19 protein-coding genes are annotated in these 17,666 nt (G+C 59.6%); 8 read left to right on the forward strand and 11 right to left on the reverse strand.

What is annotated here, in order from left to right; translation table 11 throughout:
* Positions 1-2 precede the first annotated feature (2 nt).
* The 5 genes from RNA01_RS20030 to RNA01_RS20050 all read left to right on the forward strand — a co-directional run bounded on the left by RNA01_RS20030 (position 3) and on the right by RNA01_RS20050 (position 5,933).
* Positions 3-761, forward strand: a complete 759-nt coding sequence (locus RNA01_RS20030) for an SDR family NAD(P)-dependent oxidoreductase (protein WP_147181932.1) — start codon at positions 3-5, stop codon at positions 759-761.
* A 111-nt stretch (positions 762-872) separates the two neighbouring features.
* Entirely contained in the window at positions 873-2,009 is a 1,137-nt protein-coding gene (locus RNA01_RS20035; RefSeq protein WP_170253580.1) for an OmpP1/FadL family transporter, read from the forward strand.
* 69 nt (positions 2,010-2,078) lie between these two features.
* Positions 2,079-2,399 carry a 2Fe-2S iron-sulfur cluster-binding protein gene (locus tag RNA01_RS20040; protein ID WP_147181934.1) on the forward strand — a complete coding sequence of 107 codons (321 nt, stop codon included), beginning with the start codon at positions 2,079-2,081 and terminating at the stop codon, positions 2,397-2,399.
* A 23-nt stretch (positions 2,400-2,422) separates the two neighbouring features.
* On the forward strand, positions 2,423-3,652 hold the full coding sequence (locus RNA01_RS20045; protein ID WP_147181935.1) for a cytochrome P450: 1,230 nt from the start codon (positions 2,423-2,425) through the stop codon (positions 3,650-3,652).
* 349 nt (positions 3,653-4,001) lie between these two features.
* Positions 4,002-5,933 carry a methyl-accepting chemotaxis protein gene (locus tag RNA01_RS20050; protein WP_147181936.1) on the forward strand — a complete coding sequence of 644 codons (1,932 nt, stop codon included), beginning with the start codon at positions 4,002-4,004 and terminating at the stop codon, positions 5,931-5,933.
* Between the two features lie 93 nt (positions 5,934-6,026).
* Here RNA01_RS20050 and RNA01_RS24380 read toward each other — a convergent pair whose 3' ends face one another.
* The 10 genes from RNA01_RS24380 to RNA01_RS20100 form a co-directional block, all read right to left on the reverse strand.
* Positions 6,027-6,314, reverse strand: a complete 288-nt coding sequence (locus tag RNA01_RS24380) for a hypothetical protein (protein ID WP_174824571.1) — start codon at positions 6,312-6,314, stop codon at positions 6,027-6,029.
* Between the two features lie 403 nt (positions 6,315-6,717).
* Positions 6,718-7,392: a DUF3313 domain-containing protein gene (locus RNA01_RS20060; RefSeq protein ID WP_147181937.1), complete on the reverse strand. Its 675-nt coding sequence runs from the start codon at positions 7,390-7,392 to the stop codon at positions 6,718-6,720.
* Between the two features lie 78 nt (positions 7,393-7,470).
* The gene (locus tag RNA01_RS23780) at positions 7,471-7,839 is read right to left on the reverse strand and encodes a hypothetical protein (protein ID WP_170253582.1); all 369 of its coding nucleotides are present in this window, start codon (positions 7,837-7,839) and stop codon (positions 7,471-7,473) included.
* 13 nt (positions 7,840-7,852) lie between these two features.
* Positions 7,853-8,488, reverse strand: coding sequence for an SH3 domain-containing protein (locus RNA01_RS20070; RefSeq protein WP_147181938.1), 636 nt, complete (start codon positions 8,486-8,488; stop codon positions 7,853-7,855).
* Positions 8,489-8,611: 123 nt separating this feature from the next.
* Positions 8,612-9,331 (reverse strand): ABC transporter ATP-binding protein, encoded by a 720-nt coding sequence (locus RNA01_RS20075; protein WP_147181939.1) that lies wholly within the window; start codon positions 9,329-9,331, stop codon positions 8,612-8,614.
* Positions 9,328-10,491 (reverse strand): ABC transporter permease, encoded by a 1,164-nt coding sequence (locus tag RNA01_RS20080; RefSeq protein ID WP_147181940.1) that lies wholly within the window; start codon positions 10,489-10,491, stop codon positions 9,328-9,330. The genes RNA01_RS20075 and RNA01_RS20080 overlap by 4 nt, the downstream gene beginning before the upstream one ends.
* Positions 10,488-11,786 carry an efflux RND transporter periplasmic adaptor subunit gene (locus RNA01_RS20085; protein WP_147181941.1) on the reverse strand — a complete coding sequence of 433 codons (1,299 nt, stop codon included), beginning with the start codon at positions 11,784-11,786 and terminating at the stop codon, positions 10,488-10,490. The genes RNA01_RS20080 and RNA01_RS20085 overlap by 4 nt, the downstream gene beginning before the upstream one ends.
* Positions 11,787-11,790: 4 nt before the next feature.
* The gene (locus tag RNA01_RS20090) at positions 11,791-12,066 is read right to left on the reverse strand and encodes a cysteine rich repeat-containing protein (protein ID WP_235916802.1); all 276 of its coding nucleotides are present in this window, start codon (positions 12,064-12,066) and stop codon (positions 11,791-11,793) included.
* Between the two features lie 36 nt (positions 12,067-12,102).
* Complete coding sequence (locus RNA01_RS20095; protein ID WP_235916804.1) at positions 12,103-12,942, reverse strand: sterol desaturase family protein; 840 nt, start codon at positions 12,940-12,942, stop codon at positions 12,103-12,105.
* Positions 12,943-13,111: 169 nt separating this feature from the next.
* The gene (locus RNA01_RS20100) at positions 13,112-13,417 is read right to left on the reverse strand and encodes a hypothetical protein (RefSeq protein WP_147181944.1); all 306 of its coding nucleotides are present in this window, start codon (positions 13,415-13,417) and stop codon (positions 13,112-13,114) included.
* A 204-nt stretch (positions 13,418-13,621) separates the two neighbouring features.
* On the opposite strand from RNA01_RS20100, the gene RNA01_RS20105 reads away from it, so the two are divergent.
* The 3 genes from RNA01_RS20105 (at position 13,622) to RNA01_RS20120 (ending at position 17,219) form a co-directional block, all read left to right on the forward strand.
* The gene (locus tag RNA01_RS20105) at positions 13,622-14,338 is read left to right on the forward strand and encodes a response regulator (protein ID WP_147181945.1); all 717 of its coding nucleotides are present in this window, start codon (positions 13,622-13,624) and stop codon (positions 14,336-14,338) included.
* A complete protein-coding gene (locus RNA01_RS20110) occupies positions 14,338-15,702 on the forward strand; it encodes a sensor histidine kinase (RefSeq protein WP_147181951.1) in 1,365 nt (454 codons plus the stop codon). Before RNA01_RS20105 ends, RNA01_RS20110 begins: the two co-directional genes overlap by 1 nt.
* A gap of 574 nt (positions 15,703-16,276) precedes the next feature.
* Positions 16,277-17,219, forward strand: a protein-coding gene (locus RNA01_RS20120) for an IS630 family transposase (RefSeq protein WP_170253584.1) whose coding sequence is annotated in 2 segments (ribosomal slippage) — positions 16,277-16,614 and positions 16,613-17,219 — 945 coding nt in all. Because the reading frame shifts where the segments join, the coding sequence is not laid out codon by codon here.
* Positions 17,220-17,231: 12 nt separating this feature from the next.
* Here RNA01_RS20120 and RNA01_RS20125 read toward each other — a convergent pair.
* Positions 17,232-17,666, reverse strand: a 435-nt coding sequence (locus RNA01_RS20125) for a zinc-binding dehydrogenase (protein WP_147181946.1), incomplete at its 5' end; no start/stop codon positions are given.

The raw sequence follows: 17,666 nt of genomic DNA on the forward strand, positions 1-17,666 counted from the left end.
TCATGAAACTTCAGGGCAGGACCGCTCTTATCACGGGTGCCGCCACAGGTATCGGCCGTTCAATCGCTGAACTCTTTCAGAAAGAGGGCGCGAACGTCGTCATTGCAGACATACAGGGTGCCGCCGCGGCTGCAGCTGAGATGGGTGGCGCCACGCTCGGCGTGGAAGCCAATGTCACCAGCAAGGAGTCCATGGCCGCGGCAGCGGCGGCAGCGGAAGAGAAGTTCGGCGGTATCGATATCCTCGTCAACAATGCCGGCATTTTCACCGGCCTGAACTACACCCCGATGGAAGCCATTTCCGTTGATGACTGGCGCAAGCTGATGGACGTCAATGTCATGGGGCCGTGGATCTGCGCGACCGCCTGCCTGCCGGCACTACGCAAGTCCGCGAATGCGCGCATCGTCAATATTGCCTCCGTGATCGCCCATCTCGGCATTCCGATGATGCTGCATTACGTCAGCTCCAAGGGGGCGGTGGCTGCCATGACCCGCGCTATGGCCCGTGAACTGGCCATGACCACCGAAAACGGCGTTCTCGTGAACTCTGTGTCGCCCGGATACACCCACTCGGACAACGCGAAGGCAAATACCGATCAACACGCCGCTTTCGAAGGCGTTGCAAGCTCCATGCGCCTGATCAAGCGTTCCGCCGAACCTCTAGATATCGCAAAGACTGTGGCTTTCCTCGCCAGTGACGAAGGTGGCTATATCACCGGCCAGAACATCGTCGTCGACGGCGGCATCTTCTTCAGCCAGTGAGGCCACGCGGATCGGACGGAACGACACCTGGCCCTGGGAGAGGCCAGTTTTGAATTGGGGGAGGACTTCGCATTGGTATCTAGAAAAAACTACATTTCAATGGCTGTCACCATGGCCGTTATGATGCCGGCATGCGCCGGCGCGACCGATGGGCTGATGTTTTCGGGCTATAGCGCAACGACGCTCGGCATGGCCGGTGCGGGATCAGCCGGTGCGGTCGATGCCCAGACGGGCGCAACGAACCCAGCCGGGTTCGCCTTCACGGGCAATCGTCTCGACATCACCGGTGCCTTGTTGGCGGTCGATATCGATACGACCATCGGCGGAACGCAATATGGGGACAATCCGCTGTTGCCGGTGGTTCTGCCCAGTTTCTCCTATCAATACGATGACCGCTGGTCCTTCGGCCTCTCGTCCTATGGGGTGGGCGTCACGGTGGACTACGGGGAGCCGATTCCCGCTGTGCCCGGCGTGACGGATGCCAGTGCGACCTTGCTGCAGTTCGTGCTTGCGCCGTCGGTGGCCTACAAGCTCAACGAAGATCACGCCGTCGGTGCGTCGCTTCTCCTTGCTGGCCAGTATTTCGACATGACAGGCCTGCAGGCTTTCGGCGTGGCGGATCCCGGTTACGCCACCTCCTACGGTGCGGGCGTGAGCGTCGGCTACATGGGGCGCCTGAGCGACACGGTGAGGGTGTCTGCGGCCTACTTCTCCAGGATCGAAATGGGGCAACTGGACGGTTACGAAGGCCACCTCGCAAGCGAGACCGACCTGGATATGCCGGCTCGCATTGTTCTCGGCGTGGCGGTGGACGTCACATCCGACCTGACCATGTTCCTCGACTACAACTGGATCGACTGGTCCAGTGTTCGCCCACTGGCAAATCCCTTTCCGGGCAATTTCGTTCTCGGCTCGGCGGATGGCCCCGGCGGCGGCTGGGGCTCCCAGCATGTCGTCAAGATAGGCGCGGAATACAAGCTGTCAGACCAGTGGACGATCCGCGGCGGGGCAAGTGCCTCGAACGAGGTTTGGGACTCGAAGGACAACGCGCTCAACTACTACACCCCGGCCACGCCGCGCTACCACCTGGCCGCCGGTGCGACTTACCGGTCCGGCAACAACACGGAATGGACCGTCGCGTGGAACAGGGCCATCGCGCAAGAACAGGACGGCGAAGGCATGTCCACTGGCACGGATCTGAAAACGCAGATCGATACCTTCGCGCTCACCTTCGGATGGACCTTCTGAGCAAAGGGCGCTCGGTCGCAAGCGGCGAAAAAATGTAAATAACATCAATATGATATCGGAGGAGTTATGATGGTGAAGGTAATATTTGTTGACCACACAGGCCTGCGTCGAGAGACGGAAGGCGCCGAGGGCAGCAACGTGATGCGGGTTGCTGTCGACAACAACGTACCGGGGATCGACGGGGACTGCGGCGGCATGTGCGCGTGCGCCACCTGTCACATCACGGTCGATGCCGCATGGGCCGACAAGACCGGTGAGCGTTCGGAGCTGGAAGAATCGATGCTCACCTTCCTGCCGGATGTATCGCCCGCCGCACGGCTCGGCTGTCAGATCAAGCTGACTCCGGAACTCGACGGCCTTACCGTTCATCTCCCCATCGAGCAGTTCTGAATTGTCTTCGAAAGGAAACAGCCATGACGGCCATCATCGATACCCCACTTTCCGAACTTGACCCCTCCGTCCAGAGGCGTTTCCAGACCGGTGAGCATTTCGCGGTCTTTGACCGACTGCGTGCAGAAGCTCCAGTCTACCTGCATGAAAAGACCCAGTACGGCCCGTACTGGTCCATCACGAGGTACAAGGACATCATCGAGGCAGAAGCCAATCCGAAGGTCTTCTCTTCCGACGCGGCCTACGGAGGCATCTGGATCAAGGATCAGCCGAAAGACACGATTCGCAAAAGCTTCATGACCGCCGATCCGCCGGAACACGACGTCCAGCGTAAGGTCGTCAACCCGATCGTCTCGCCCATGAACCTGCACCGTATGGAAGAGGAAATCCGCGACATCGTCAATCTCGTGCTCGACAGCCTGCCGCTGGAGGAGGAGTTCGACTGGGTGTCGCACGTGTCGGTCGAGGTCACGGGGCGGGTCTTGTGCAAGCTGATGGACTTCCCCGTCGAGGAGCGCCTAGATCTTTCAAACTGGTCTGACATCGTCAACACGGATGTCGACGCCGGGACCGAGATCACCGACGAGTATGTCAAGCTTGAGAAGCTTCGACCGATGATCCTGCGTTTCCGGCAGCTATTTAGCGAGCGGGCGGCGATGCCGCCGCAGAACGACCTGATCTCGATGCTCGCCCATGCGCAGGAAACGCTGAACATGGAGCCGCAGCAGTTCGTCGGCATGATCGTGCTCCTGATGGTGGGCGGCAACGACACGACGCGAAACTCGATCACGGGCGGCCTCGATGCGCTGAACAAGTTTCCGGAGGAATATGCCAAGCTCCGCGCTAATCCGAAGCTGATTGAAACGATGGTGCCGGAGATCATCCGCTGGGTGACGCCGGTGGCCCACATGCGTCGCACAGCGCTGGAGGACATCGAATTCAAGGGGCAGCAGATAAAAAAGGGCGACAAGGTTGTGCTGTGGTACTGTTCGGGCAACCGCGACGAGGAGGTCATCGACGACCCCTATCGCTTCCGGATCGACCGGCCCAATCCGCGCCAGCACGTGTCCTTCGGCTTTGGCATTCACCGCTGTCTCGGCAACCGCATGGCTGAACTTCAGCTGCGCGTCCTGTGGGAAGAAATCCTCAATCGTGGATGGGTTATCGAGACCGTCGGAGACCCGATTCGCCGCTTCTCCAACTTCGTCGTCGGAATTGATAGTCTCAAGGCCGTCATCCATCCGGGACGATGAGAGCGGAAAAATGCGCAAGGACGGCCACGGTTGCATATGTCCGTGGCCCCGGCCGCCGGCGTGGCTCTTTTGGCGAAGAGCCGTGCGGGCATTTATCACGATTGCCTATCGAGAGGACACCTCTTCAGGTGAGGAGGCCGATGTCGGATCGGCTTGGTGAGGATCTAACAAGGGAGGTGTCTGGAATGATTGCCAATTTCTTCAGATCTCTTTGCGACGAGATAGCGCTGTCCTCACTCATTTTCGCAGACGCGTCTTTCGCAATCGATATCGCGGAACTTCGTGACGCTTGGCCTCATGGGTCGCAGTCCGTCCGCTGCGATATGCGGACCGCCCCTTGGGAGTGACCATGTTCAAGAACGTATCTGTCAGCGTGAAGGGTTTTGCCGCATTTGGCATATTCGTCATCCTTGCCGTCTCCGCGTCCGGCTTCATTCTGTATGCGGTGGGCTCTGGTTCCCGACATCTCGACGACAGGGACACGATTTATGAACTGGTCAACAACATCGCTGTGTTGTCAGACGACCTGGTTCGGGCAGATTTGGTTTTCAGGAATTATCTCCCAACGAGCGACCGCGCTCACAAAGTGAGCTTCGAGGCATTGGTCGGTGAAGCTGACGACCGTTTTGCTTCTCTCGCTAGGATGATGGCAGAAACAGCTCCGTTGCAGGTCCCCGTTCTGCAAGAAGCCCATGTCCTGTTCGGACAGTGGCAGGCAAGCGTTGTCGACAACCAACTTGTACCCCTCGCGTCCAGAACCGGCTCTGATGCAACAGATGATGCCCAGGGCTGGTCCGCCACCACGGAACTAATGATAACCCTTGGTGAAAGGCTTGGCGTAGTAAAGCGAGACCTTCAGAGAAAGGCCGACGCTGCGGCTGAAGAGGGACGCACGGTTTTGCAGTCAGTGAAATACATGCTTGCCGCTGTTTCGGTGCTGGTCGCTTTGGTCTCCACCTTACTCGCCTATCTCAATTATCTTATGGTTTCTCGTCCTCTCGGCCGACTGGCAGAGACAACAGCTCGCCTTGCGGATGGCGATTTGGATGTTGTCATCGAACAGGGCGGCAGGGACGAAATTGGCCGCATGGCGGAAACCATGGAGATTTTCCGAGAGGCGGCAATTGCAAACAGACGCCTTGAAGAGGAGGCTGAGCAACACCGCCTCGACGCCGAGGCCGGTCGCATCCGTACACAGCAAGAAGCCGAAGCTGAGGCGGCAGAACGGTTGCGTACCGCTACATCCGGCCTCGCCGTCGGCCTTCGCCAGCTTGCGGAGGGCGACCTTTCGTTCCAAATTGATGAAGAATTCGCACCAGAATTCGAGGCCCTGCGCCACGACTTCAACCAGTCGGTTCAGCAGTTGAACAGGATGCTTATCGCGATTGCCGCCAGTGTGAACACCATGGAAACCGGCACTCGCGAGATTGCAAAAGGAACGGATGACCTTTCCAAACGGACTGAGCAACAAGCAGCCGCGCTCGAACAAACCGCAGCTGCGGTGGAAGAGATTACAGCGAACGTCACCAGCTCGACGAAAAGGACAGACCAAGCCCGCGCAGTTGCCTACGAGGCAAACTCGTCGGCCACTCTGTCATCAAAGGTGGTGTCGCGGGCAGAAGAGGCGATGCGCAAGATCGAGGAAAGCTCAGGTCAAATCTCCAACATCATCGGCGTCATCGATCAGATTGCTTTCCAGACCAATCTGCTGGCATTGAATGCCGGCGTAGAGGCAGCTCGTGCCGGTGAGGCGGGCAAGGGGTTTGCTGTGGTGGCCCAGGAAGTCCGCGAACTGGCCCAGCGTTCGGCCAATGCCGCCAAGGAAATTAACGTACTGATCCTCAACTCTACCGGCGAGGTTGCCAATGGTGTCGATATGGTCCGCGACACCGGCAAAGCGTTACTCGATATCGGGGACCTGATCACGGAAATCAGCACGCTGATAGATGCTATTGCCATCTCTGCGCGCGAACAGTCCGCAGGACTGCTGGAGATCAATCAAGCCGTAAGCTCCATGGACAAGACCACACAACAAAATGCGGCTATGGTTGAACAATCGAACGCCGCATCGGCTGCCCTGGCGGATGAAGCTGGAAGGCTTCGCCATTCGATCTCACAGTTTAAGGTTCAGGAACTGGCCCCTGCTTTTCCCACTGATCGATCAATGGAAACAATGAAGGCCGCTGAAAAAATGCGTCTCTCTGCTGTCAGCACCAGCACGGCGCATCGCCGGAGCACCGGCAGTACCGCGATCGTCCAAGACACTTGGGAAGAGTTTTGAACTTCATCGCAGGGCGAATGCTCTGATCGCCAAGACTGAACCGTTCATAACTAGAAATTCTGCGGTAATTTCCCCGCGAGCCAAGGTTTGGGCTCAGAGCACGAGCGTCGCGAACTCCACGGCGTCGAAGTTACGCCACGGTCCTCGCCGATGGATGAGCGTCACGCACTCTTTCGCAATGACTTCCGCCTTTCCCATCACCGTCAGTGACAGCGCAGCAACGCCCGCGAAAATGGCTCCAACAACAAAGGTGGCGCTTGATCCATACGCGTGCCACAAAAATCCCGCGAGACTGCTGGCCGCCAAAAGGGTAAAGCCGGTGACAAGATTGAAGATCCCAAAAGCTGTGCCGCGACTGTCGTCAGGGGTAGTGTCGGCCACCAGCGCCGAGAGGAGGTTCGACGAAAATATCGTGACGGATGGCCAACTGGTGACGGGCCAGAACCGGCTTCCTCCAGGCGAACCGCTGAGGCGGTCCTGACCCGTCTCACACGGCGATGAAATCTCCGGGGCGAGATGTTGCAGTCGGTCTTGAGCGAAAACGGCCAAAACCGCGCAACATGTCAAACGCCGGACGATTACGTCGGTGGGTCGACCGCGTGCGGCATTGGAGTGCCATAGGGTAGGCTTTGATGCTCGTCTTCATCGGGCGTGGCCTGCCAGCGCCGTAGATTCCGCGCTACAGGCGATATTCTGCGCGATGGCTGCGTAAGCGCTGCCGATCGCGGCACCCGGCGGCCGGGTAGAGCTGCTGTTCTATTAATTGTGCGTTGCCAACCTAAGATCACCGTGCAGAGGAAAGACGCTGTGCTATGTCCTTCGCCAGGGTGTCGGCGCCCTGTCGAATGCCTATCTTGGCAGCATCGAGCGGCCTGACGCTTGCTCCAACATCGACGGCACTGGGAAACTGCTTGGAAATATAGGCCTGGAGCAATTCCCCACTCGTACCGTCGCGAAACTCGGCGACGTAAATCACATCGCCGATGAAGCGTCCTTCTTTACCAGCCATCGCCTTCACGCCGCTCAGCGCAAAGCCGACGGGGGTGACTTTGGACACGGTTCCAAGGACGGGCACGCTCAGGCGGGCGCCGGTCAAGACAATGCGGAGTCGCAGCGCGGTTGGACTAGACTGGTCTGCGAGTATCCCGTGTTTTGAAAGCGCTTCGCTAAAAGTCCGCTCCGCATAGACCGACAACTCCTGAATCTGCGCGCCCGATAGCCGGTCGAATTGATTGTCAGGACCTCTGTAGATCGCGATCGGTTCGAGAACAACGGATGAGTGGCTTGCCAGTTTGCGCAGATCCCCCGCAAATGCAAAAGGCGTCTTCTGCGACCTGTCGTTGCTGTTGACAGACATTTGCGCTGACGACGCGATGCCCTGATAAAGATGAGGTTGCGAAGAAGCGCAGCCGCCCAGCGCAGCGATGAAGATAGCCAGTACCAGATATCTCTTAGACATTCACTTTTTGCGCCCCACGGTGACTTGATCCTCCAGGATGGGTTACCTCGGGCGGCGAGCGTGAGTGACAAGCACGCATCAGTCTTTCGCCTGCCGGCGAACGTAGAGAACACCGTACCAAGGAGGGGAGCAATCGATCAGGCGGACGGCTGAGGTCCCTAGAGTATCATACTCCTCGCCCCGATCCTCCGGCTGACGATAGTTGCTCATGCATCGCTCCGTTTTCGCGGCCTTATCCAAAAGACAGACTTCGTATCCATCCTCGTCAAGATAGAGGCTGACGCATGCCTCTCCCCGACCACCATCCGGCGTCATGCAGAAAAACTCCGCCGGTTCCTCCTCGAACTCGCTATCGGGCATGCCGGCAAGCGCCAGCCCAAACGGACCGGCACCAGCAATAATTGACGTCAACAGAAACAGCGTCCATCGCAACGAGTGAGACGACATGGGCCACCTCCCTTTACCAGCGAAAATGCCGTACGCCGCTTCGCGTGCCGCCATTCGGACCGACGGCTCGATAGCCGCCGATGCAACCGTAGGGCCCGCATCTACGGGCGCCCTGGACGCTGCCCCCATTGGGGCCGGTGATTGTGCCGGCGCCCGCACAGCCGCGCGGACCACATCCGCGGGCTCCGGAGGCGGTGCCACCATAGGGGCCTGTCACCGTACCAGAGCAGCCGTTCGGCCCACAGCTACGGGCTGCCTGGCCGTAATAGGCGGGGCCACGATAGTACCAGGGATAGCTGGCGTAATAGTTGTCCCAATAGGCATTGTTGAAGGCAATGACGGCAACCCCGACACCGGCGGCAACAGCCGGCGACAGGATCACAGGAGCACCATTATAAATGACCTGGACATAGCGGGCCGACACCCAGCCTCGATAGCTGCCGAAACCGATATCGCACCAGGTGTAACCCGGCAGGCAACCGTGGGTGACGATACGTGCGCCGGCCGGAACCACGACGACGACCGGGTATCTCGTCGAAGGGCCGGCCCTCAGATTGACGTTGCCCGTAGCGACCGCGACAGTCGCCGCTGCGGCCATCGACGTCATGGCAAATACCATGGTAATCGCGATGCATAATCTTTTGATCATATCCCTATCCTTTTGCGACAGGCCGCATCTGGGCAGCCTTCCGAGCATGACGCTAGGCAGTGGATATTTCTTCCCCATATCGCGGGCGTAGAAATTTGTAGCTTTTTGTTGCATTGGTCGGGATCAATGGGCCTGAAGGCGGTCCTGCCGCGAAAGCTCGCCACTGATTCGTCCATCGGTCAGCTCGATCGTCCGGTCAAAGAGATCCAGTGAACGAGGATCATGTGTCACAACCACAATTGCAGCCCCCCTCGTGTCGGCAATCTGACGGAAGAGTTCGATGACCTGACGCCCCCGAGCACTGTCAAGCGCGGCAGTCGGCTCATCGGCAAGGATCAAGGTCGGATCGTTGGCAAGGGCACGGGCGATCGCCACGCGTTGCTGCTCACCGCCGGAAAGCTTTGACGGACGATTGCCAACGCGATGTCCGAGACCGAGCCCTGCCAGCAGGCGCTCGGCGTGGCGACGGGCATCGCCGGCAGGCACGTCGTCTATTTCCATTGCCAGCGCCACATTTTCCGAAGCCGTCAGGAAAGGGATGAGATTTGCTTTTTGAAACACGAACCCGATATTCCGCCGCCGGAAGTCGCGCAAACGGTCGAGATTCTCTCCTGCCTTCGAGACGAGGGTGCCGCGAATTCTCACCTCCCCGCTGGTTGGCGGTTCCAGGAGCCCCGCGATCAGAAGCAGCGTGCTTTTCCCTGATCCGCTCGGCCCGACGATTGCAACCAGTTCTCCGGCATGGATATCCAGCGAGACCCCGTCAAGCGCCTTGACGATGCTGTCGCCGCTGGGGTAGTAGCGCGCCGTGTCACGCACCGACAGGATCGGTTCTGCCGTCACGCCAGTACCTCCTGTGCCCGAACTTTCAGCGCTCTCCATATTCCGAGCATGCTCGCAAAGCCGCAGACGGCCCCCACTGCGAGCGCAAGCGCGGAAAAATCCCATGGATCAATGACGATCCTTCGCGGGAAAAGCGGGAACACGAGCTTCGACATTGCCAATCCGAGAACCAGCGCCCCTGCGCCGATGAGAAAGGACTGCTGAACGATCATCGCGACGATGACACTGTTTCGCGCGCCGATGAGCTTCAGCATGGCGATCTGGTGGAGCTTTTCGATCGTCAGCGTGTAAATGATGAGCGAGATGACGATCGCCATCACCACCAGCAGGACGCCGGTGAAGGCGAGAATCTGCAGTCTGAGGCGCCAGAGACGCTGGTTCAGCAAAAGGTCGCGCTGGTCGGCGCGGGAGAGAATGTTTGCATCGCCCCAGGAAAGGACATCGGTTCGAACCTGATCCTCGTCCGCACCCTTGTCGAGACTGACAAGCACAGCGGCGATCTTGCTGTCCTGCGGCACGGAACTTTCGGAGGTGTCCGCAGCGGCTATTCTGCCAGCGGCGGCGCGCGCCAGCAGAACTTCCTCACTGGTGCGCCGCTTTGCGATCGCCATCGCATCGTTGACGGTGACGAACATCAGTCCGTCGCCGCTGGCGTCGACCATGTCGCGCGTCAGGCCGACGATCAGGTAGTCGTCCTGACCGAGGCGCACCCGATCCCCCAGCGCAAGCCCGATGCTTTCGTCGGCGATGGCCTCGAAATGCCCGGCGGTCAGATATCGCCCTCGTTGCAGTTGAACCCACTGGCCGCGATCCTTCGGAAAATCGAGGCCGGTGATGGAGGCGCGCAAATTTCGGCCCTCAAAGCTGAACTGCTGACTGATCTGGACAAAACGCCGGACGGAAGAAACGGCAGTGATACCCTCGACGCGGCGGTCCATGTCCGACGAAACGGCGGAGCTTTCGGAGAAAGGCCCGGCTCGACCGCCTTGTACCACCCAGAGATCTGCACCGATCTTCTCGACAATGAGGAGCGCATCTTCGACGATGCCGCGGTAAAGGCCGACCATTCCGATCGACGCCATGATCAGGAAGCCGACGCCGGCCATGGTCAGCAGGAAGCGCAGGAAATTGTATTTAACGTCCTTGAAGGCGAGATTCATCGTCTCACCTCACCTTTGGCAACCTTCATGCCGTAATACACATCCTGCGGCTCGCTCAGGATGACGTCGCCCGGCTCAAGACCCTGTACGACTTCGACAAAGTGCCCGCCACGGTCCCCGAGCATTATGGCAATCCAATACGCCCGGCCATTGTCGACAATCCAGGCGCCCGGTTTCCCCTGCCGTCTCTCGATTGCGCCAACTGGAATGGCAAGAACTCCTTTTTTGTTGTCAACGTCAATCGTTGTCATTGCGCGCTGACCAAGGGCCCAATTCGGCGGCAGTGTTTCGGGGCGCAGATCGACGGAAAATTCCCGCGTTTCGGTATCGACTTGCTTATCAATGCGAAGAACCGCCGCCTTTATCGACGAATCCTTGCCGCCGCCGTTGAAGCGAATGACAGCCTTCTGACCAAGTCGAAGGCGATAGATCGAACTCTCGTCAAAGCGAGCCGACAGGATGACCGAAGCCGGATCGACAAGGCGCACGATCTCGATGCCAGGCGTGATGGTGTCGCCGACATAGTGATCGCGTGAGATGACAACGCCATCGAAGGGTGCACGAATGGTTCCTTCATCGAGTTTAACCCGCTGGACCTCGGCGGTCGCGGCGGCTGAGGCTTCCTGAGCCTTGGCCTGCTCTATCGCCGCCTGCGATCGATTGAGATCGGCTTCAGCCTGCCGGAGCGTGGCCACCGCCGTATCGTAGGATTCCTGACTTGTGATCGTTTTTTCGAGCAGCGTCTTCTGGCGAGCGAAATTCTGCCGGGCATTGGCGAGTGCCGCTTCGGCGTGCTCGCGGTCGGCGATCGCCAGATCGACCGCCTTGCGGGTAGCATCGAGCGAGGCCAGCGATGCGCTAAGCTCACTCTTCAGGTCGTCAGTGACGATTTCGGCGATGACGTCCCCTTGGTTGACCCGGTCGTTGCGATCGACGCGCATCGTCGCGATCACCCCCTGCAGCCGTGAACTGACCAGGCTCGTGCATGTCGCGTCCAGGGTTCCCGGGCCGGTCAATTCGATGGTCAGGTCGGTTGGTTTCACGGTGAATTGCTCGGCGGTGTGCGGGACCAGATAGCGGTTACTCAGCCAGACGGCGCAAATGGCGGCGAGCGCGATGACGACGAGACCAACGCGTCTGAACCGCCCGCCGGGGCGCGAGGGCGGTCGGGAGCCGATGAGCATGGTTTCATTAGGAGCGACGCCGTCCGGCGGGACGCCGGCTTTTCTGCCGGCGTCCTTGCTCTTGGCGGTGCGCGCTTGCTCAGCGCCTGCATCTGTCACCATCTGGTCCATGCCGTCACTTCGGAAGGGCTTCAGCGAGTGTGGCCTGGCACGTCGGCGTCAGGTTCGCCCGATTTGCCTGGAGGCAGGCGGCAATCCGGCCACCTCCGGGCTGGACGCCTTTGCAGTACTGCCTGAGATCCGCCTTGCAGGCCTGGACGACCTTCTTTGCCTGAGCCCGCATTTCCGGGGTCATCTGGCTTTGAGCCATGGCGGCGGGTGCTGCGAAGGCAGTGGCGACCAGAGCGACGCTTATCCAATGGGCCAGGCTCAGGCGACTGATGACTCTCATAGCGTTTCCTTTCATTTGTCTGTCTGTAGGGAAGCATCAGCCTTTGCTGGGGGCTTCGATGGTTCGCCCGCTTACGGGCGGTTGAGGTGCGGCCGCTGATGTCTTTCGGCGTGTGACGGGGCAGAAGAGAACCGCCAATTTTTGCTGGAAGGTGGAAGCCTTTCGCGCCTCTCGCATCATCGCTCTCCACTCGGAAAACACGATGCGCAGCGGATGGTGCGAGGCCACGCCGCCGCGTAGACCATAGGTCAGCGTCTTGCCACTTGGCACTTCCGCAAAGGTGCCAAACAGCCGGTCGAACAGGATCAGCGTGCCGCCGAAGTTCTTGTCGAGGCACTCAGCATCCGAGGCATGGTGCACCCGATGATGGGCAGGCGTGTTGAGTATCCATTCGAGCGGCCCGAAACGGGGTGAGAGCTCGGTATGCAGGAAAAATTGATAGGCGAGATTTGCTGCGAGCGCCGCGACGATGGCGAAGGGATGAAAACCCAGAAAAGCCAGCGGCAGATAGAACAGGAAATGTCCCGAGATATTGGCGGTCCAGCTGAGGCGCAGTGCCGCTGTCAAGTTCATACGCGTCGGTGAATGGTGAACCGAATGGGTGGCCCAGAGCCAGCGGATATGATGGGAGGCGCGATGGTGCCAATAGTAGATGAAATCGACCGCAAGGAAGAGAAGGATCGCTCCGGCGAGCGTTCCTGCGTTCAGGTTGAACATACGGTGCTCGTAAGCCAGCATGAAAGGCAGAGCGACGATCGCCGCTTCCAGGCCACGGATGACGGCATGACCAGCAGCAACGCCGAATGTCGCAGCCGTTTCCCCGATATCATGGAGGTCGTGATGCGCGAGCCTGCCGACCAGATATTCAAGCAGCATGAAAAACGCCGCAACAGCGAGAACGCCGAATCGCATTGAATGCAAAGGGTCAAAGGGCTGCATGGTCAATCCTCAATACCGCACGAGATGGTTGGAAAATTGTAAGCCGGCGGCTTCCTGGGGGGTGGCGCGCCGCCGGCTCATCAAGGTGCGAACTGGCTGTGGTCGACTACCAGTTGACACTCCCCTGACGGGTGACGGTGTTGCCGTTCGGGCCTGTCGTGGTCGCCGATCCGCTGCAGGAGCCGCCCCCCTGGCAGGTTAGGGTTCGTGACCGGGAATAGCTGTTGCCGTTCGAACCGGTGCGGGTCACATTGCGCGAGCAGGAACCACCCGAGCAGCCGCCGCTCGAATGCATCGAGGCGGTTCCGTTCGCGCCACTCACCGAACGGTCGCGGCTCCACGCGTTTGCTTCCGCGGCGGCCGTCAGTGCAAATGTGCCGGCCAGAACCGCAGCGGTGATGTGCTTCATCATGATCTTGTCCTCTCTGTCATGAGACTTTGCAGGAATGCCGAAAGCTGGGGTGCAGTCGACATGCGGACAAGATTCGACGCCTTCGGTATCATGCCGATAAACGGCTGATGTCGAGATGTTCGGTTTTGTTGCGCGCGTGTAGAGAATTGTAGCAATGGCCTCCGCATCCTTGATCGCACTCGGGTTTCGGTGCAATTTCCGGCCATGGAAGAAATGATACGTACAATCCTCGTCGTGGATGATGACCCGGAGATCAGAAGACTCGTCGCAGCGCTGCTGTCGCGCGAAGGTTTCGACGTCCGAACGGCTGAAAACGGAATCGAGCTGGACGACGTCCTGCGCAGGGTCCGGCCGGATCTGATCATCCTCGACCTGATGCTCCCGGGAGAGGACGGGCTGTCGATTTGTCGCCGCATGCGGTCCGAAGGCGCTTTTCCCATACTGATGCTGACCGCCAAGAACGACGAGATGGATCGGGTTGTGGGGCTGGAGGTCGGCGCCGACGACTATGTTTCGAAACCCTTCGGTCCCCGCGAACTCCTCGCACGTGTGCGCGCCCTTCTTCGTCGCACCCAGTCGCAGCCTCTTCAGGCTGCGAGCCGTCGATACAGCTTCGATCGTTTCATCATCGATCTCGATGCCCGCCAGCTCATCGATGAGGATGGCGAGCCGGCAACACTGACGAGCGCCGAATTCGACCTTCTGACATGTTTTGTGCTGCGCCCTCGCCGGGTTCTTTCGCGCGACCAGATTCTCGACTGGACACATGGCCGCAACGCCGATCCACTCGACAGGACGGTCGACATCCTGGTCTCGCGGCTGCGCAAGAAATTGGAGAGCCTGAGCCCCGGCAACACGCTGATCAGTACGGTCCGTAACGGCGGCTACCTGCTGACGGTGCCCGTCCGGCAGTTATCGTGATGTTGCGCCTCGGGCTATCCGCGCGGATCCTCGGTATCGGCGTGACATTCCTTCTGACCGCATGGATCGCGCTCGTCGCACTTTATTACTGGTCGAATGGCCTCAGCCGCATTTCCACCTATCCCTCCGCCACCCAGATTTTGATGGCGGCCGATGTCTTGTCGGACGCCGCTCCGCAAGCGCGTAAGAAATTGGCGGCAGCAATCAGTTCATCCGTCCTGACCGTTGCGATCGATCCAGTTGGCATGGTGTCACCGGAACCGGCGTTGCGCGAGCATATGGAAGATTTGCCGGAATTTGCCGCCTACAGCAACGCGCTGGGAGAGAGACTGATCTCGATTCGTAGACTTGATGCAGCCGAACCCGGTGCCAGGCGGCCACGTTTGTTGGCTGGAGCGATAGACCCCATCGAGTTTCGGGTGCGGCTGGACGATGGCGCCATCGCGCGACTGGAAACAAAGACGCCGTTCATCGTGACGCTGTTCGGGCTTCCGGCCGGTTTGGGCGCCGGTCTGGTGGGGACGCTCTTTGCGCTCGTGGCCTTCGTCCTCCTCCATCGGGAAGTCCGGCCGCTGACAAAGCTGGCGGCGGCGGTTGACCGGATGGATTCCTCCGGAGAGCCGGTGCAGTTGACCAACATCCCTTCCAGAACCCCAGAGACAGTCGCCCTCGTGAAGGCATTCGAGCGGCTGCAGAACCGGCTTCAATCGATGATCAGCAGCCGATTTGCGCTCATCAGCGGCATTCAGCATGACGTGCGCTCCTTCGCAACGCGTCTACGTCTGCGAATCGATCAAATATCCGACCTGACCGAGCGGGAGAAGGCAATCCGCGATATCGCCGATATGATCGATCTTCTCGACAATGCTCTGCTGACGGCGCGGGCAGGCGTCGGCGCGCTCGATGAAGAACTTCTGGATCTCGTCGCCCTCGTTGCGCAGGAGACCGTCGAACTGGGGGCGTCGGGCTGGAACGTGGTCCTAAATTCCCTGCCGCCAGATCGAGAGATACTCGTGATCGCCGATCGCATTGCTGTCAGGCGAATCCTTGCAAACCTTGTCGACAACGCCGTGAAGTACGGGCAGATCGCAAATGTGACGCTAAAGGAGCGCGACAACATGGCAATCATCTTGGTCGAAGACAGGGGTCCAGGGATTGCCGAAGGCGAAATCGATCTTCTTTTGGAACCGTTTGTCCGCTCCGAACCGTCCCGCGCCCACAAAACCGGTGGTGCCGGGCTTGGCCTTGCGGTGGTGAGAAATCTTGTGGAGGCGCAGGGCGGAACTATAGTTTTAGGCAACCGGCCCGAAGGCGGAGCCCGTGTGGAACTGCGCTTCCCGTTGTTTGAGACTCAAAAGCGATAGGTTTGGGGGGCTCCATCGCGTCTGGCAGGTGAGTGACCTGAAAAACGAGCCGCGAGCGATTTGCAGCAATTCATTCATCGGTGATCGCAGCATTTCGTGCAGGAGATCGATCTTGCATATACCCGCATCACAGCGCCGCAGGGCGGCACGCTCGGCGAGATGGCTGGCCGCGTCGGCCATATGTCTCGGGCGGCACGCAGATAGGCTCGGTTGTGCCCGATCATGTCTGGGTGGTCGCTAATTTCACGGAAACCCAGCTTGCCGGCATGCAGCCGAGGCAGAGGGTGACCTTTGCGGCGACGCGCTGCGCCAGGAGAAATTCACCGGCCGGATCGAGCGTTTCGCGCTTGCCGCCGGGTCAGAATTCTCGGTCATCACCGCCGACAACGCCACCTGCAACTTCACCAAGTTGGCTCAGCGCATTCCGGTCCGGATCGCCATCGAGCCGCAGCAGGCGCTCACCGGCAGGCTCGTCCCTAGAGCACGTCTGTTGAACTCGGAATCGCGTTTAGGATTCCCCTGATGGCCGAATTCTGATTCCATGACCCCGACTGGTGATTTGGTCGGAGGCAATATGACCCGAGCTTTCAGTGACGATCTGCGTAGCCGCGTTCTGGCTGCGTCACGCGATGGCATGTCGGCGCGCTCAGCAGCGGCCCGATTTGGAATTGGCATTTCAACGGCCATCGCCTGGATCGCCAGCGCACGGGCGGGTCGGTTGACACCTTTGAGGCAAGGCCGACGTGGTGGCTCACGCCTCAATGCTCATGAGGACTTCATCATCGGCATGATCGAAGAGGAAAAGGACATCACCCTCAACGAGATGGTGTTGCGACTGGCCGCGGAAAGAGCCGTATCGATCGGTCGCAGCGCGCTCGATGTCTGGCTCCGCAAGCACGGCTGGACTTTCAAAAAAGACCGCACATGCACTGGAGCAAGAGCGTCCCGATCTCTGGAAGCGCCGCCAGGACTGGTTCGACGGCCAGCTCGATCTCGATCCGGCGCGCCTTGTCTTCATCGATGAAACAGGTCTGAGCACGAAAATGTCACGACTTCGCGGACGAGCCATTTGTGGAGAACGATGCCGTTCCCCGATCCCGCACGGGCACTGGAAGACAACGACGTTTACTGGAGCGCTCAGGCTCTCCGGCATGACCGCGCCCATGGTCCTCGACGGCGCAATGAACGGCGTCGCGTTCCAGGCCTATGTGCAACAGGTTCTCATTCCAACCTTGGCGCCGGGCGATATTGTCATCATGGACAACCTGCCGGCACATAAAGCGGAGGGAGTGCGTCACGCAATCGAAGGTGCGGGATGCCGGTTACTCTACCTTCCGCCCTACAGCCCGGACTTCAACCCCATCGAGAAGGCCTTTGCAAAGCTCAAAGCTGTCTTGCGCGCCAAAGCCGAGCGAACGGTCGAGGGCTTATGGAACACGGTCGGCCAGATCGTCACACTGTTCGAACCACAAGAATGCGCCAACTACTTCAAATCGTGCGGATATGACCCCGAGTAAAGCGGACGCGCTCTAGCATGTCGGTGGTCGCAAGCGTTGACCTCGCGCAGGGCGCTGCGGTTCAGGCCCAGTCCCTTGCGTGCCGAGCGCTTCAATGGCGACATCGACGCCGCGTCCGTCCGTCAGCGCCATGATCTGCTCGACCGGATCGCCGGCCTTGAAGTCGATGACGTGATCGGCGCCGAGCTTCTTCGCCACCTCCATGCGCGAGGCCAGCGTGTCGACGCCGATGATCGTCGTAGCACCCATCAGCTTGGCGCCTGCCACCCCACACAGGCCGATCTGTCCGAGCGCGAAGACGACGACGGTGTCACCGATCCTCACACCGCCACTCTCCGCGCCGGAGAAACCGGTCGACATGATGTCGGGGCACATCAGCACCTGTTCGTCCGAAAGGTGGTCCGGAATGGGGCTGAGATTGGCCATGGCATCCTTGACCAGCACGTA

It is taken from the genome of Paenirhizobium naphthalenivorans, from assembly GCF_007992095.1.
Lineage (GTDB): Bacteria > Pseudomonadota > Alphaproteobacteria > Rhizobiales > Rhizobiaceae > Allorhizobium > Allorhizobium naphthalenivorans.